The following is a 14,443-nucleotide window of genomic DNA, read 5'->3' on the forward strand; positions in this document are numbered from 1 at the left end:
GCTATGGCACCTCGGCCCGCCGGGGGGTGTCGTCCAGGAAGCCGCCCGACTGGTGCTGCCACAGCTTCGCGTACGCACCCTCGGTCGCGAGCAGTTCCTGGTGCGTGCCCTGCTCGATGATCCGGCCGCGGTCGAGGACGACGAGCTGGTCCATGCCTGCGACCGTGCTCAGCCGGTGCGCCACCACCAGTGCGGTCCGTCCCTCCATGAGCCGCCACAGCGCCTCCTGGACCAGCAGTTCGCTCTCGGAGTCCAGGGCGCTGGTGGCCTCGTCGAGCAGCAGGATCGGAGCGTCCCGCAGGATCGCCCGGGCGAGGGCGACCCGCTGGCGCTGCCCGCCGGACAGCTTGATGCCCCGCTCGCCCACCATGGTGTCGAAGCCGTGGGGCAACGCGTCGGCGAACTCGGTGACATGGGCCGCCTCGGCCGCCCGGAGGATCTCGGCGTCGGTGGCGTCCGGCCGGGCGAAGGCGATGTTGTCCCGCAGGGTGCGGTGGAACATCGCCGGGTCCTGCGGCACGTACGCGATCCGCCCGCGCAGGTCCGCCTGGCGCACCCGGGTGATGTCCTGGCCGCCGACCAGGATGCGACCGCCGTCGATGTCGGTCATCCGCAGCAGCAGCCGGGTGAGGGAGGTCTTCCCGCCGCCGGACCGGCCCACGAGGCCGATCTTCGCCCCGCTCGGCACGGCCAGGTCGAGTCCCTCGAACAGCGGGCGCCCGCCCCGGTGGGCGAAGGTCACCTTCTCGAAACGGACGTCGGCGGCCCGGGACCGCAGCGGCTCCGGGTCCGGCGGGTCGAGCACGGTCGGCGGCACCAGCAGCAGCTCGGTGAACTGCGCGGCCTCCGTCATCGAGCTCTCCAGCCGGCGGTATATCTGGTTGAACTCGAACATGATCCGGGTGGCGTTGTTGTAGTAGGCGAAGGCGACCACGATCGCCTCCACACCGTGCGTGCCGCCGCCCAGCGTCACCGCGAGGAGCAGGCCCATCGCGTTGGTCAGCACGGACATCGGTGCGACCACCGTGTCGATGCGCAGGTTGCCGTAGTCCCACGACCGCATGGTGAGCCGGCGGGACGTCGCGACCCGGGAGCGGTGCTCGGCGGCCTCGCGCCGCTCCGCGGCGAACGCCCGCACCGTGTCCATGTTCATCAGGCTGTCGGCGACATGACCCGACACCCGGGCGATCGCCTCCTCACGCTGGTCCACGAGCGCCTGACGGCGCCGGACGAGCGGCACGACGAACCCCGCCGTCAGTGCGATCATCACCAGCAGACCGACGACGAGCAGCGGTTCGTAGCGCCACAGCACCACCGCGCCGAACGTCAGCGGCACGAAGCTCCCCACGATCTGGAACGTCAGCGTGTCGACGAACTGCTCGAAACGCGACGCGAAGCTGAGGACCCGTTTGGTCAGCGAACCGGCGAAGTTGTCGTGGAAGAACGCGGCGTCCTTGGCGAACAGTTCGTCCATCCCGATCACGTACAGGTGCTCGATGCCCAGGGCCTCGAGACGGGTGAGGCAGTGCAGCGCGACGCGCCACAGTGCCTCCGCGGCCAGCAGGACACCCGCGAAGCCGAGCACGTACGGCAGTGTCGAGCCGGCCGTGACGTCCTTGTGCGCGGCGATGTCGCCGACGAGCTTGGCGACGATCAGCGGCGCGACGTAGTTGATGCCGATGTTGCCCAGCGCCGAGAGCAGCATCGCGGGCGCCGTCCACCGGCGCAGCCGGGACAACTCCCGTCCGTAGTAGCGAAGTGCGAGAAGTACCGAGCGCCTGCCCGGTAACACCCTGTGTTTTTCCGGCGTTTCCATCCCACCCCTGTGTCGTCCTGTGGCCGCCCGCCACGCCGCGTGTGCGGGCAGGGGCCATCGCCGCAACGGATGTGTGAGGTTTCGGGTCGAGTCCGGAAGTGTCCCGCGATACCGGCCACGGCGTCCAAGCGTTTTCCGGCCGGGAGGTGGTGTGCGGGGAGCGCCCTGGAGCACTGCGGGCGGATTCGGGGTGGGACGGCGGCCTCGCGGCCGTGTTCTCCTCCGGGCGGGCGGTCAGTCCCGGATCGCGCCGACGATGAGCGCCTGCAACTGGGCGGCGGTATGGTCCAGCGGCTGGGTGCTGCGCTTGGCACGGCACATGGCCACGGTTCCCTCGACCGCCGCGACGATCAGCGTCGCGAGCTGGGCCGCCTGCTCGGGCTCAACGCCGTGCTCGCGCAGTGAACCGGCCAACAGGCCCTCCCACTCCTCGAAGACGCCGGCGGCCGCCGCCAGGGCGAGCGGCGTCTCGTCCGCCGGGGGCTCCTCGATCGAGACGGCGAGCACCGGGCAGCCCGCCCGGAAGTCGCTGTCCACCACGATCCCGCGCCACAGGTCGAGGAAGGCCCGCAGTCCCGCGACCGGTCCCGCCTCCAGCTCCTCGCGCAGGCTGCGGGCGGCCCACGCCCCCGTGAGGCGTACCGCTTCCGTGGCCAACTGCTGCTTGCCCTCGGGGAAGTAGTGGTACGTCGAGCCCAGCGGCGCCCGGGCGTGCTTGGCCGTCTCGCGGATGCTCGTCGCGTTCAGACCGCGCCGGCTGATCATGTCGGCCGCTCCGGCCACGATCCGCTCGCGCGCCGTCGGACTGGGCTTGGTCACGTGCACGGTCCCTTCCGACCCACTGGCTATAACAGTCGTCATAGTCTAGCGTGGCCGTGCTTTATAACGACTGTCATAGAGCCGCGTCGCCCGTCGCGACGATCGAGAAGAGAGGTCTGCCCATGCCGATGATCCGGCTCACCGTTCCCACCGGTGCCCTGACGGAAGAGGGCCGCGGGCGCGTCCAGCGCGATCTCGCCGCGGTGCTGCTGCGCTGGGAGGGAGCGCCCGACACGGCGTTCTTCCGCGCCCAGGCGTGGAGCTACCTCGTCGAGCTGCCCGAGGGCGCCCAGCGGACCGCCGAGGACGACGCCCCGCGCTTCCTGGTGGAGGTCACCGTCCCGCAGGGCGCCCTGTCCGAGCGCCGTAAGGCCGGACTGGTCGAGGAGGCGACCCGGACCGTCCTGTCCGCCGCCGGGCTCACCCCGGACGACGCCCTGCGCGTGTGGGTCCTGGTGCACGAGCAGCCTGACGGCGCCTGGGGCGCCGGCGGCGCCGTCGTCCGCCACGCCGACCTCGTGGCTCTCGCGAAAGGGCAGCGGACCGATGCGTGAACTGACCTACGTCGCCCGGCGCACCGACGCGGCGCCGGCGTCCGGGCGCAGCGTGAAGACCTGGTCGAGGCCGACGAGGGTGAGAACGCGGAGCAGGTTCGCCGGCACGGCGGCCAGGACGATGTCGGCGTCGGCGGCCAGGGCGTGCTGGCGGGCGGCGAGCAGGGCGGTGATGCCTGAGGAGTCGCAGAACGCGAGGCCGGACAGTTCGAGGACCAGACATTGCCCCGGTGACAGGGGGAGCAGGTCGAGCCGGCCGCGCAGGACGGGGGCCTGGTCGAAGTCGAGGTCCCCGGCCACGTGCAGAACGGGGCCGGTCGCGGTGTCGCGCTGACTGATGGTGAGCGGGTTCATGAGGTGTGACTCGTCGAGGGGGCGATGGAGGAAGGAGTGGCGGGAACGCCGAGCGCCAGCAGGGCGGTGTCGTCGTCGAGGCCGTCGCCGAAGCTCTCCAGCAGCCCGGTGAGGGCGGTGATCGCCTCGTGCGGTGAGGCGGGGGCGTGGTCGGTGGCGAAGGCGTGCAGGGCGTCCTCGCCGTACAGGTCGTCGCGGCCGGGGCCGGTCCGGGCCTCGGTGAGACCGTCGGTGTACAGCACGACCGTGTCGCCGGGCGCCAGGACGGTCTCGGCGGTGCCGATCGGCGCGCCGGGGACGACGCCGATGAGCAGCCCACCGGGGGTGGGCAGGAACTCGGCGTGGCCGTCGGAGCGCAGGACGAGCGCCGGCGGGTGACCGCCGGAGGCGAGGCGCACGGTCGTCGGGCCGTGCTCGCCGCCCGGCTCGACGATCCCGAAGACGCAGGTGCAGTACCGGGGGTCGCCGTCACCGGTGTACCGCTCGTGCAGGACGGCGTTCAGCGTGGTCAGCGCCGAGACCGGATCCGGGTCGTGGTGGGCCGCGGCGCGCAGGGTGTAGCGGGTCAGCGAGGTGAGGGAGGCGGCCTCGGGCCCCTTTCCGCACACGTCCCCGAGGAAGAACGCCCACCGGTTTCCGGCCACGGGGAACAGGTCGTAGAAGTCACCGCCGAGCTGGTCCGGCGAAGCCGCGTGGTAGTGGACGGCCGTTTCCAGGCCCGGCACGGCGGGCAGCGAGTCCGGCACGAGGGAACGCTGCAGGACGGCGAGCGCGTCGGCCAGCCTGGCCCGGTCCGCCTCGGCCTGCCGCCGGGCCTCGTCCGCCTCGGCGCGGGCCCGCTCGGCCTCCTCGCGGCGGCGCAGGAGCTCCTTCTCGTAGGCGCGGCGGTCCGAGGCGTCGAAGACGGTGATCCGGATCAGCAGGGGATCGCCCTCGGTGCCGTGCTTGATCACCGCGGAGACCAGCACCGGCAGCGGGCCACCGTCCCGGCGCCGCATGTCCAGGGCGACGCCCCGGAGCTCGCCCTGCATGCGTAGCAGCGGAGCGAAGTGCGTCTCGTGGTACAGCTTCCCGCCGATGGTGAGCAGGTCCGTGAAGCGCTTGCGGCCCGCCACCGCCTCACGATCCAGCCCGAGCCAGTCCAGCAGCGTGGTGTTGATCTTGGCGATGGTGCCGTCCATCAGCGTCGACAGGTAGCCGCATGGCGCGGACTCGTACAGGTCCTCCGCGCTGTCCTCCAGCAGAGCGGTGAAAGCCGCGTCCGTGCTCGCCTCGTCCCCCGTCTCGGCGGGGTCCGGCACGCCGCCCGTACGGCACATCACTTCAGGGACTCCAGGAAGTCGAGGATCGCCGAGGTGGTGGCCTGCGGCGCGCTGAGCTGCGGGCAGTGCCCCGTGGCATCGAGGGTCACCAGCCGGGAGGCGGGGATCGCCGCGTGCACGTAGGCGCCGACCTCTCTGGGCGCGATGGCGTCCTGCTCGCACTCCAGCACGAGGGTCGGCACGGACACGCCCTTCAGGTCCTCGCGGCTGTCGGTGAGGAACGTCGTGCGGGCGAAGACGCGGGCGATGTCGGGGTCGGTGGCGCAGAAGCTGTTGGTCAGCTCCTGGCCCAGCTCCGGCCGCTCCGGGTTGCCCATGATCACCGGGGCCATCGCGGACGACCAGCCCAGGTAGTTCGCCTCCAGGGAGGCGAGCAGCTCGTCGATGTCCTCCGTGCTGAAGCCGCCGCGGTACCCCTCGTCGTCGATGTAGCAGGGCGAGGGCGTCACCATCACGAGCGAACCGATCCGCTCCGGCGCCGTCCGCGCCGCCAGCACCCCGACCATGGCACTCACCGAGTGCCCCACGAACACCACGTGCTGCAGGTCCAGCTCCTCGCAGACGTCGACGACATCTGCGGCGTAGCCCTGGAGCGACCCGTACCGCTCCTCGCTCCACGCTGCGAGGTCCGAGCCGCCGGAACCGACGTAGTCGAACAGCACCACCCGGTAGCGCCGTGCGAGCTCGGGCACCACCAGCCGCCACATGTTCTGGTCACAGCCGAACCCGTGTGCCAGGAGCAGCACGGGCGCGTCATCGGGACCGATGACGTTGACGTTGTTCCTGCGGCGGATGTCCATCCGGCCATGCTCCCACCCCGGCCGGAGTGATCCGACGGCGGGCCGGGGGACGCGGCGGCGACCGGGAGATCAGCCCAGGTAGAGCGGTACCTTCGAGGCCAGCTCCCCGAGCCCGGCCTGTTCCTCCTTGGTCGGCGCCCGCCGCCCGGTGCCGATCAGCAGGGCGTCCACGGCGTGGAAGGCGGGAGCGAACGGGCGCCCCACGATCTGCTCCAGCATCTCCCGCGAGCGGACGAGGCCCTCCGCGGGCGGCTGCTCCGCGTCCGGGAGGAAGGCGATCAGATCGAGGTGGTGCAGCGTCCATTCCAAGACGTAGGTGGAGAGGAAGTCGCCCACGGTGAGGATCTCGTCACGGGTGCCGACCCGGCCGGCCGGGTCGGCGAGCAGCGCCGCGCGCCCTGCGGCCGAGCCGACGTCGTCCAGATGGAACTTCAGCAGGTGCGGATCCTCGTAGGCGGCGGCCAGCCGGACGGTCAGCGCGTCGAGCGGATCGTCACCGGTCGGCGGGGTGCCGGAGATGTTCCAGTACGACAGCGCGTCACGGGTCGGTTCCCGGTCGGACGGGGTGGCCAGGGTGATCAGGACGTCCTGGGCGTCGACGATCAGATGGCACACCAGATCCCGCACCAGCCAGCCCGTGCAACCGGAGGGCCGCCCGAAGTCCTCGTCGGAGAGACCCGCCACCGCCGCGCGCAACGCCGTCCAGGTGCGTGAGAAGAGATCCACCTCGGCAACGTAGTGCGGCGCCGCGACGCCGGACAAGCAGGTTTCGGGCGACTGCCGGCGTCACGAACGCGTGGTACGCGCCGGCGTCACGAACGCCTCGGGAACGCGGGGCGCGCGTCGGCGTCACGAACGCCTCGGGAACGCGGGGCGCGCGTCGGCGTCACGAACGCGTCGGGAGCGCGTGGTGCGCGCCGGCGTCACGAACCGTCGTGCGCGCCTGCGCGACCTCAGCCTCCGGGCGCCCCCAGCCGTCCGCCCACCAGGGCGGCGAGTTCGTCCGGCGTCCGCGGACCCGGCTCCGCGTCGGTCAACAGCCCCTGCGCGCGCAGGAGTTCCGTCGTCGCCGCGCCCCACGGCAGGCGCAGGCCCGCCTCCCGCAGGAGGTCCGGGCGGGCCAGCGCCGTGGCCGCGGGCCCGGTGCGGACGCCGGACGGGGTGAGCAGCGCCGCGTCGTCGGCCCAGCGCAGGGCGAGGTCGACGTCGTGGGTGGCCATCACCACCGTGGTACCGGAGGCACGCAGGCCGTCGAGGGTGGTGAGGAGCCGCTCCTGGCCGTCCGGGTCGAGCCCGGCCGTCGGCTCGTCGAGGATGAGGACGCGCGGCCGCATGGCGACCGCGCCCGCGATGGCGGTGCGTTTGCGCTGCCCGTAGGAGAGCAGATGGGTGGGCCGGTCGGCCAGGGCCGTGATGTCCAGGGCGGCGAGCGCCTCCGCCACCCGCGCCCGTACCTGCGTGTCGTCGAGGCCGAGGTTCAGTGGCCCGAACGACACGTCCTGCTCGACGGAGGCCGCGAACAACTGGTCGTCCGGGTCCTGCACGACCAGCTGCACGGTGGTCCGCAGCCGGGTCAGCCCCTTGCGGTCGTACGGCACCGGCTGCCCCTGGACCGTCAGCCGCCCCTCGTGCGGTTTCAGCCCGCCGGAGAGCAGCCGCATCAGCGTGGTCTTGCCGCTGCCGTTGCGGCCGAGCAGCGCGAGCGCGCGCCCCTCGCGGATGTCGAAGTCGAGGCCGCTGAGCACGGCAGGACCGTCCTCGTAGGCGAAGGACGCGCCCCGCAGGGCGACGAGGGCGGGCTCGCTCATGTCAGCGGCCTTTCCAGGACGAGGGTGAGGACGGCCAGCGCGGCGAGGAGCGCGCAACTGGCCGCCGTGAAGCGGGCGGAGACCCGGGCCTCGGGCACCAGGACGCGCAGGGTGCCGTCGTAGCCGCGCCCGGCGAGCCCGGCCTGGAGCCGGGTCGCCCGGTCGAAGGCGCGGACGAACGCGGTGGCGCCGAGCCCGGCCAGAGAACGCCACTCCGCGGCCCGGCCGGTGTGGCCGAGCCGGGCCGCCTGGGCCTCCCGGATGCGCCGCATGGAGTCCAGCAGCAGGAAGCTCATCCGGTACGTCACGAGCGCGACGTCGACGACCGGCGCGGGGACCCCGGCCCGGACCAGACGGGGCAGCAGATCGGACATGGGCGTGGTGAAGGCGAACAGCAGCACGCCCAGGGAGGCCGCCGAGGTGCGCAGCAGCAACTCCCCGGCCCTCAGCGGCCCGTCGTCCGCGAGCGAGACGAACCCCCCCGGCCCGCCCACCTGGACCAGCAGCGTGACCGCACCGGTCACGCAGAAGCCCAGCGGCACCCGGTAGGCCCGCCACAGCCGCCGCCCGGGCACCCCGGCCGGCCCCAGCAGCACCACCAGGGCGGTCAGGAGGACCAGGGCCGCGCCCGGCCAGGGCGGCAGCGAGATCGCGAGTACGGTGAGGCCGAGCCCGAGCACGGCCTTGTCCACGGGATGGCGGCGGCGCCAGCGACTGCTGTGCGCCGCCGCGTCGATCGGCAGCACCCGGGCTCAGTCCTGCTTCGCGGTGGACTTTCCGGCGGCGCCGGCGAGCGCGCTGTCGGCCTCGGCGTCCCGCTCCAGCGCCCGCTGCTCGCCCTGCCGACGGCCCCGGCGCAGCCCGAAGTAGTAGGCGAGGACACCGGCGCCGAGAGCCGCCTGGAGGGAGAACAGCGCCGACTCGATCTCACCGGACGGCGGTTCGTACAGCGGCGAGAACCACGGCTCGTAGTCCGGCTTCAGCTCGGTGATCGCCGTCTCGGCCTCGCCGTCGGCGCCCGCGAACGGCTCCTCCTTGTGGTCACCTAGGCCGAGCGCCAGCGGCAGTACGGCGAGCGCCGCCACGACGAACAGCAGCACCAGGTTGATCTTCGTGTTCCTGCTCATCGGGCCACCGCCTCGGTCTCGGTCCGGGTCTGCTTCTTGGCGAGGAGCACACCCAGCCGGGTCAGTTCGCCCTTGCTGGACTGCACCAGCAGCCGCATCACGAGCACGGTCAGCAGCCCCTCGCTCACCGCGAGCGGGACCTGGGTGACGGCGAAGATGGAACCGAACTTGCCGAGCGCGCCCAGGAATCCGCTGCCCGGGTCGGGGAACGCGAGCGCCAGCTGCACGCTGGTGACGCAGTAGGTGGACAGGTCGGCGACGAACGCGCCGGAGAACACCGCCACCATCAGCGGCGCGTTGGAGCGCCGCAACAGCTTGTAGACGGCGTATCCGGCCCAGGGGCCGACGATCGCCATGGAGAAGACGTTGGCGCCGAGCGTGGTCAGACCGCCGTGCGCGAGCAGCAGCGCCTGGAACAGCAGGGTGATGGTGCCCAGCACCGCCATGATGGGCGGCCGGAACAGGATGGCTCCGAGGCCCGTGCCGGTAGGGTGCGAGCAACTGCCCGTCACGGACGGCAGTTTCAGGGCGGACAGGACGAACGTGAAGGCTCCGGACGCACCGAGGAGCAGGGTGCTCTCGGGGTGCTCGCGCACTTCACGGGTGAGCGACCGGACCCCGTGGACGACGAACGGCGCCGACGCGACGCCCCAGGCGACCGCGTGCGCCGGAGGAAGGAAACCCTCGGCTATGTGCATGGCTCAGCAGACCCTCTCCAGCACCTCGTGGATGGTTGACGCGCCTTGGCCGGTCTCCTGGCTGACGGGTACCACCGCCCGGACTCCGCCTTCCCGGGTCGCAAGGACCCAGTGGCTGCCCGTGAGGGCCGGAGCCGGACTTCCCGATTCACAGTGGCGAGGGCCGCACCGGCATCACACCGGATTTCCCGTTCACCAAGGCCTGGTGACAATAAGGCCGGGGTAAGGGCGATGACAAGCCACCCAAGGGGCGCGCGAGGGGGCGCCCGCTCGCACACCGGCGCATCTCCCGGCTGATCCACGCGCTCCGGTCAGGGGTCCGCCGTGCGCCGTCCGGGCCGCGTCAGTCGTCGCTCCCGTCGTCCCCGTCGTCGTCGCCTTCCCCGTCGTCCCCGGCCTGGCCCGGCTTCTCCGGCTGCGGCTGCTCCGGCCCGCCGGGGCCCCCTTCCTGCGTCGGAGTCGTGGCGCCGGGCTCCGGCGCAACAGGCGTCGGGGAAGCGGCCGGCGCGGTCGGAGTGACATCGGCCACGGTGCCGGTGGCCGGCGCGTCGGCCGCCCTCGGCCCGGCCGCCGGACCGGCCCCGGGACCGGCCTCGGAATCGGAATCGGAAGAGGAGGACGACGCGGAGTCGGTGGACGGCGTGGCGGCGGGGCTGCTCGCGCTCGGGGACGCGTCGGGCTCCGTGCTCTCCGCGGTCGTGTCGGGCGAGAACCAGCGCATGCCGATGAGCATCGCGGCGAGGAAGAGCGCCGCGGCGGCGGCCGTCGCGGCCAGTCGCGACCGGTTGCCGAGGCCGCCGCGCCCGCGGGAGCGGCCCGAACGCCCCGCCTGGGCCGTCCGGGCCGCGCTGCGGTGCCCCGTGGTCGCGGGCAGCGCGTACGTCGTCGGGTTGCCGGTCCCGGCACCCGCGTAGGGGCCCGGCCCGGCGGGCATCGCCGCGGACGTGGTCCTGGGCCGCAGCGGCGGCGAGACCTCCGGCAGCGGCTCGGGCAGGCCCCGCCAGGCGCCGCCGGCGAACCATTCGGCGGCCTGCTGGGCGGTGGGCCGGTCCTCGGGCTGCTTGGCGAGTAGGCCGAGGAGGTAGTTCTCGAACGCGGGCGGCAGTCCGGCGACACCGAGCTCGCGGGGTGGCACGGGGGCGGAGTCGAGGTGCTGGTGGAGGAGGGCGACGGCGGTGTCGGCCTGGAACGGCGGGCGCCCGCTGAGGAGCTGGTAGAGCACACAGCCCAGGGAGTACATGTCGGAGGCCGGACCCGCCTGCTTGCCCAGGGCACGCTCGGGCGCGAGGTACAGGCCGGTGCCGACGATCTGGCCGGTAGCGGTGAGCGCGGCGCCCGGGTCGTCGAGGAACCGCGCGATGCCGAAGTCGCCGATCTTCAGGGTGCCGTTCGTGTCCAGCAGCAGGTTGGCGGGCTTGACGTCCCGGTGCACGATGCCCTGCCCGTGCGCGGCGGCGAGCCCGGCGGACGCCTGTGCGGCCAGATCGGCCACCTGCTCGGCGGGGAGCGCGCCGGAGCCGGTCAGCACCCCGGCGAGGCTGTCGCCCTCGACCAGCTCCATCACCAGGTACAGCCGGTTGTCGTACTCGCCGAAGTCCAGGACGCCGACCACGTTCGGGTGGTTGAGACGCCCGGCGGTCTGAGCCTCCAGACGGAACCGGGAGGTCGCCGTGGCATCGGTGTCCTGGGGGAGCAGCAGCTTGAGGGCCACCGCTCTGGCGAGCGTCTCGTCGTACGCGCGCCAGACCTCTCCCATTCCACCGCGCCCGATCTCAACATCCAGCCGGTAGCGGCCCGCTAGCAGCACTCGTCCTCGTCTCATGCGTGTGGGAAGGGTCGTCGCCGCAGCCGAACTCCCCGCTTCTGCACAGGGATTGGTGGGGGGTGCCGCAGCCGACCCAGGATACTGGCGCGGCGTGACCACCGATCGCCGCGGCGGAGTCCTCACTGGGCGCTGTCTCGCACATCCCGCGCGAAGAGGTCACCCGCCGGGGTGACATTCCGGCGCGCCCGGGCGTCCCGGAGCGCCGGCGCCGTCTCAGGCCGCCGCGCCCGCCTCCTTCGCGCGGCGCGGCAACAGGGCCACCGCCAGGGCGGGTACGGCCGCGAGGACCAGCCACGGCACGGCGGCCGGCAGCCCCAGGTCGAGCAGTGAACCGGTGGCCGCGCTGCCGGCCAGGACGATGAGGCCGGAGACGGACGACAGGGCGCCCGTGTAGAGCCCGAGCCGTCCTTCCTCGGCGAGGTCGGGCACCCAGGCGCGGGCGGCGGGCACCACCAGCATCTGCCCCACGGTGAGCAAGATCACGAAGCCCGCGGCCGGCAGCAGCCCGGCGGTGCCGGTCCAGCCCGCCGGGCGGGCCGCGGCCACCACCGCAAAACCGGCCGCGATCAGCAGCAGCCCCGCGGTCATCGAGCGGCGCAGATCGAGCCGGTCGCCCGCCCAGCGGGTCACCGGCAGCTGGGTGAACACCACCAGCACCGAGGACAGGGCGAAGAGCCAGGACAGCGGCGTCTGGGAGCCCGCAGCGCGCTGCACCTCGTCCGGCAGGGCCAGATACAGCTGGTTGTAGGCGAGCAGATAGGAGCCGTAGGCACAGCACAGGGCGAGGAAACGCCGGTTGCGCAGCAGAGCCCGGGCCCCGCCGCGCTCGCGGACGCGGACCCGGCCGGGGATGTGCTGCGGCATCAGCCACAGGTGCCCGGCGAGGACGACGACGAAGACCGCGGCACCCGCGAGGCACGCGGTGCGGAAGTCCACGGCGAGCAGCAGCGCGCCGAGCAGCGGCCCGGCGAACGCCCCGACCTGGCCCGCCACGCTGAACAGGGCGAGGACCCGGGTGCGCGGGCCGTGGCCGCACTCCTCCCGGGCCACCGCCTGGCGGGCCACCTCGGACTCCACGGCGGGGGAGAACAGCGCGGCGGCGAACCCGATCACCAGCACCGACCCGATCACGGCCTCCGGCGCCCGCGCGTACCCGAGCCACACGAACCCGGCGATCCTGAGCGCGCACCCCGCCAATACGACCGGCCGCACCCCGAACCGGTCGACGAGCCACCCGCCGACCACGAACAGCCCCTGCTGGCTGAAGGTGCGCAGCCCGAGCACGAACCCGACCAGCCAGCCCGCCATGCCGATCGCGCTGCCGAGGTGCTCGGCGAGGAACGGCAGGACGGCGTAGAAGCCGATGTTGAAGGCGAGCTGGGTGAGGATCAGCAGCCGCAGCAGCGGCGACAGTTCCGCGCACAGGCGCCAGGTGCTGTAGCGGCTCCCGGCGCCGGACGTGCGGGCACTCTCGCGGGTCGGCGCCCGGGAGGCGGGGTCGGTCATCGTTCTTCCGTCCGTGAGGCGGACACGGGCGTCAGGAGGGCGTCGGGGTGGTCCGGTTTCCGGCGTGGGGCCGGCACGACGCGGTCCGCGGGCGGTCCGGCCGGGCCGGCGGGCCGGGTGCGCCGCCGCGGGAGCCGTACGCCGCCCGCGGCCGTCACCGCGAGCGCCCCGAGCAGGGCGAGCACGGCGGCGGGGAAGAGGACGGCCCACGGGGCGCGTTCGGCGTACGGCTGGTTCTCGGCCAGCAGCAGGCCCCAGTCGGGGGAGGGCGGCTGGGCGCCCAGCCCGAGGAAGCCCAGCGCCGCGAGGCTGAGCGCGATGCCCGGCAGCCGGAGCAGGGCGTGCCGGGCGACCGGGGGCAGGGCGGCGGGCAGCAGTTCGTGCCGGAGCAGGTACCAGCGGCCGGCGCCCAGCGCCCGGGTGGCCGTCAGGTGCGTGGTCGCGCGCTCCTGCCGCAGCAGGGAGGAGGTGTGCGCGGCCAGCGGGCACCAGGCCACGACGGCCACGGCGAACGCGGGCGTCCAGGGCCCGCTGCCCATGACGCCGGTGACGAGGAGCCCGGCCAGGACGGGCGGTACGGCACTGAGGGTGTCGACCAGCGGCCCGGACACCCTCGGCAGCAGCCCCAGCAGCAGCCCGGCGGCGAGAGCGGCGGCACTCACCGCGAGGGCGGTGCCGAGGGTGGTCAGCGCGCCGTGGGAGATGCGGGCGAGCATGTCCCGGCCGAGCGCGTCCGTGCCGAAGGGGTGCTCGGGGGAGGGGGCGTGCAGCCGGGCGAGGGTGTCCAGGGCGAGCGGGTCGCGGGGCAGCCCGAAGCCGATGACGGCGGCCAGCAGCCCTCCGTAGAGCAGGGGGAGTGTGCGGGGCGCGGGCGGCCGGGGCCGGTGCAGGGACTGCAGGGCGCCGTCGCGCAGCGCCGGACCGATCAGCAAGCGGGCGGCGAGCCGGGCGAGGAGCCCCGCTCCGGCCGCGAGCAGGACGAGGGCGAGGGTGCCGGTCTGCAGGACGGGCAGGTCCTGGGCGAGTGCGGCCTGCAGGGTCAGCCGGCCCAGACCCGGGATGTCGAAGATCTGCTCGACGGCGACCGATCCGCCGGTCAGGCCGACCACGAACAGCGCCAGGTTCGGCAGCAGTCCGGGCACACAGCGGCGCACCGCCTGCCGCGCCACCGACCTCGACGCAGCCCCGCGCGCCGCGGCCGCCGTCGCCCAGGGCTCCGCGAACGCGCCGGGCAGCAGGTCGTCGAGCATCCGTCCCAGGACCGCCCCGGCGGTCAGGCCGAGGGCGAGCGAGGGCAGCACCATCCACTGCGGGCCGTACCAGCCCAGGGCGGGCAGCCAGCCCAGCTGCACGCCGATCACCGAGGCCAGCACCGCGGCGACGAGGAACTCGGGCAGCGCGGCCAGTACCGCCGTCGCCGTCCCGCCGGGGCGGCGCGCCGCCCCGAGCCGGCCCCGCGCGCCCAGCCGGAGCGTACGGGCGCAGACGGCGGCCGCCGTACCCGCGGCGACCACCAGGGCGCCGGCCATCAGCAGCAGCGACGCGCCGAGGGCCTGTACGACGCCGGGCAGCACTTGGCTGCCGGACACCCAGGACGTGCCGGCGTCGCCGTGCAGCAGCCCGCCCAGCCAGTGACCGAGCAACGCCAAGGGGCCGTCGTCCAGGCCGAGTTCGTCGCGGATGACGCGCAGGGTCTCGGGATCGGGGTCGCGGTCCGCCGACCGCGCCCTGAGCACGGTCAGCGCGGGGTCGGTACGCGACAGCCACGGCAGCAGGCCGACGCCGCACACCAGGGCGGCCACGAGTACGGTCCG

The 14,443-nt window shown here is 73.7% G+C and carries 14 protein-coding genes and 1 riboswitch; of the genes, 1 reads left to right on the plus strand and 13 read right to left on the minus strand.

Annotated features, from left to right (window positions below; genetic code table 11):
• Position 1 precedes the first annotated feature (1 nt).
• On the minus strand, positions 2–1,816 hold the full coding sequence (locus tag K4G64_RS05640) for an ABC transporter ATP-binding protein (protein WP_221754905.1): 1,815 nt from the start codon (positions 1,814–1,816) through the stop codon (positions 2–4).
• A gap of 234 nt (positions 1,817–2,050) precedes the next feature.
• Positions 2,051–2,635, minus strand: a complete 585-nt coding sequence (locus tag K4G64_RS05645) for a TetR/AcrR family transcriptional regulator (RefSeq protein WP_308122245.1) — start codon at positions 2,633–2,635, stop codon at positions 2,051–2,053.
• A 122-nt stretch (positions 2,636–2,757) separates the two neighbouring features.
• On the opposite strand from K4G64_RS05645, the gene K4G64_RS05650 reads away from it, so the two are divergent.
• On the plus strand, positions 2,758–3,189 hold the full coding sequence (locus K4G64_RS05650; protein WP_221754954.1) for a tautomerase family protein: 432 nt from the start codon (positions 2,758–2,760) through the stop codon (positions 3,187–3,189).
• A gap of 6 nt (positions 3,190–3,195) precedes the next feature.
• Here K4G64_RS05650 and K4G64_RS05655 read toward each other — a convergent pair whose 3' ends face one another.
• From K4G64_RS05655 to K4G64_RS05705, 11 genes are all read right to left on the minus strand, one after another.
• Positions 3,196–3,543, minus strand: a complete 348-nt coding sequence (locus K4G64_RS05655) for an STAS domain-containing protein (protein ID WP_221754907.1) — start codon at positions 3,541–3,543, stop codon at positions 3,196–3,198.
• Complete coding sequence (locus K4G64_RS05660) at positions 3,540–4,862, minus strand: PP2C family protein-serine/threonine phosphatase (protein WP_221754908.1); 1,323 nt, start codon at positions 4,860–4,862, stop codon at positions 3,540–3,542. Before K4G64_RS05660 ends, K4G64_RS05655 begins: the two co-directional genes overlap by 4 nt.
• Entirely contained in the window at positions 4,862–5,665 is an 804-nt protein-coding gene (locus K4G64_RS05665; protein WP_221754909.1) for an alpha/beta fold hydrolase, read from the minus strand. The genes K4G64_RS05660 and K4G64_RS05665 overlap by 1 nt, the downstream gene beginning before the upstream one ends.
• 69 nt (positions 5,666–5,734) lie before the next feature.
• Positions 5,735–6,391, minus strand: a complete 657-nt coding sequence (locus K4G64_RS05670; RefSeq protein WP_221754910.1) for a maleylpyruvate isomerase N-terminal domain-containing protein — start codon at positions 6,389–6,391, stop codon at positions 5,735–5,737.
• A 227-nt stretch (positions 6,392–6,618) separates the two neighbouring features.
• Positions 6,619–7,473, minus strand: a complete 855-nt coding sequence (locus K4G64_RS05675; RefSeq protein WP_221754911.1) for an energy-coupling factor ABC transporter ATP-binding protein — start codon at positions 7,471–7,473, stop codon at positions 6,619–6,621.
• Complete coding sequence (gene cbiQ, locus K4G64_RS05680; RefSeq protein ID WP_221754912.1) at positions 7,470–8,219, minus strand: cobalt ECF transporter T component CbiQ; 750 nt, start codon at positions 8,217–8,219, stop codon at positions 7,470–7,472. Before cbiQ ends, K4G64_RS05675 begins: the two co-directional genes overlap by 4 nt.
• Before the next feature lie 6 nt (positions 8,220–8,225).
• Positions 8,226–8,600 carry an energy-coupling factor ABC transporter substrate-binding protein gene (locus tag K4G64_RS05685; protein ID WP_221754913.1) on the minus strand — a complete coding sequence of 125 codons (375 nt, stop codon included), beginning with the start codon at positions 8,598–8,600 and terminating at the stop codon, positions 8,226–8,228.
• Positions 8,597–9,298, minus strand: a complete 702-nt coding sequence (locus K4G64_RS05690) for an energy-coupling factor ABC transporter permease (RefSeq protein ID WP_190896534.1) — start codon at positions 9,296–9,298, stop codon at positions 8,597–8,599. The genes K4G64_RS05685 and K4G64_RS05690 overlap by 4 nt, the downstream gene beginning before the upstream one ends.
• 29 nt (positions 9,299–9,327) lie before the next feature.
• A riboswitch (cobalamin riboswitch) is annotated at positions 9,328–9,513 on the minus strand.
• A 128-nt stretch (positions 9,514–9,641) separates the two neighbouring features.
• Entirely contained in the window at positions 9,642–11,120 is a 1,479-nt protein-coding gene (locus K4G64_RS05695; protein ID WP_260460057.1) for a serine/threonine-protein kinase, read from the minus strand.
• A gap of 216 nt (positions 11,121–11,336) precedes the next feature.
• Positions 11,337–12,629, minus strand: a complete 1,293-nt coding sequence (locus K4G64_RS05700; RefSeq protein WP_221754914.1) for an MFS transporter — start codon at positions 12,627–12,629, stop codon at positions 11,337–11,339.
• Positions 12,626–14,431, minus strand: coding sequence for an ABC transporter permease subunit (locus K4G64_RS05705; RefSeq protein ID WP_308122246.1), 1,806 nt, complete (start codon positions 14,429–14,431; stop codon positions 12,626–12,628). The genes K4G64_RS05700 and K4G64_RS05705 overlap by 4 nt, the downstream gene beginning before the upstream one ends.
• Positions 14,432–14,443: the final 12 nt, after the last annotated feature.

The organism is Streptomyces sp. WAC04114 (genome assembly GCF_019733245.1).
GTDB lineage: Bacteria > Actinomycetota > Actinomycetes > Streptomycetales > Streptomycetaceae > Streptomyces > Streptomyces massasporeus_A.

What these genes read in the sequence shown, in the direction of transcription:
- K4G64_RS05660 (WP_221754908.1), bottom strand. Translation starts at nt 4,862, where the DNA reads ATGTGCCGTACGGGCGGCGTGCCGGACCCCGCCGAGACGGGGGACGAG.
- K4G64_RS05650 (WP_221754954.1), top strand. Translation starts at nt 2,758, where the DNA reads ATGCCGATGATCCGGCTCACCGTTCCCACCGGTGCCCTGACGGAAGAG.
- K4G64_RS05695 (WP_260460057.1), bottom strand. Translation starts at nt 11,120, where the DNA reads ATGAGACGAGGACGAGTGCTGCTAGCGGGCCGCTACCGGCTGGATGTT.
- K4G64_RS05700 (WP_221754914.1), bottom strand. Translation starts at nt 12,629, where the DNA reads ATGACCGACCCCGCCTCCCGGGCGCCGACCCGCGAGAGTGCCCGCACG.
- K4G64_RS05665 (WP_221754909.1), bottom strand. Translation starts at nt 5,665, where the DNA reads ATGGACATCCGCCGCAGGAACAACGTCAACGTCATCGGTCCCGATGAC.
- K4G64_RS05640 (WP_221754905.1), bottom strand. Translation starts at nt 1,816, where the DNA reads ATGGAAACGCCGGAAAAACACAGGGTGTTACCGGGCAGGCGCTCGGTA.
- K4G64_RS05655 (WP_221754907.1), bottom strand. Translation starts at nt 3,543, where the DNA reads ATGAACCCGCTCACCATCAGTCAGCGCGACACCGCGACCGGCCCCGTT.
- K4G64_RS05685 (WP_221754913.1), bottom strand. Translation starts at nt 8,600, where the DNA reads ATGAGCAGGAACACGAAGATCAACCTGGTGCTGCTGTTCGTCGTGGCG.
- K4G64_RS05675 (WP_221754911.1), bottom strand. Translation starts at nt 7,473, where the DNA reads ATGAGCGAGCCCGCCCTCGTCGCCCTGCGGGGCGCGTCCTTCGCCTAC.
- K4G64_RS05690 (WP_190896534.1), bottom strand. Translation starts at nt 9,298, where the DNA reads ATGCACATAGCCGAGGGTTTCCTTCCTCCGGCGCACGCGGTCGCCTGG.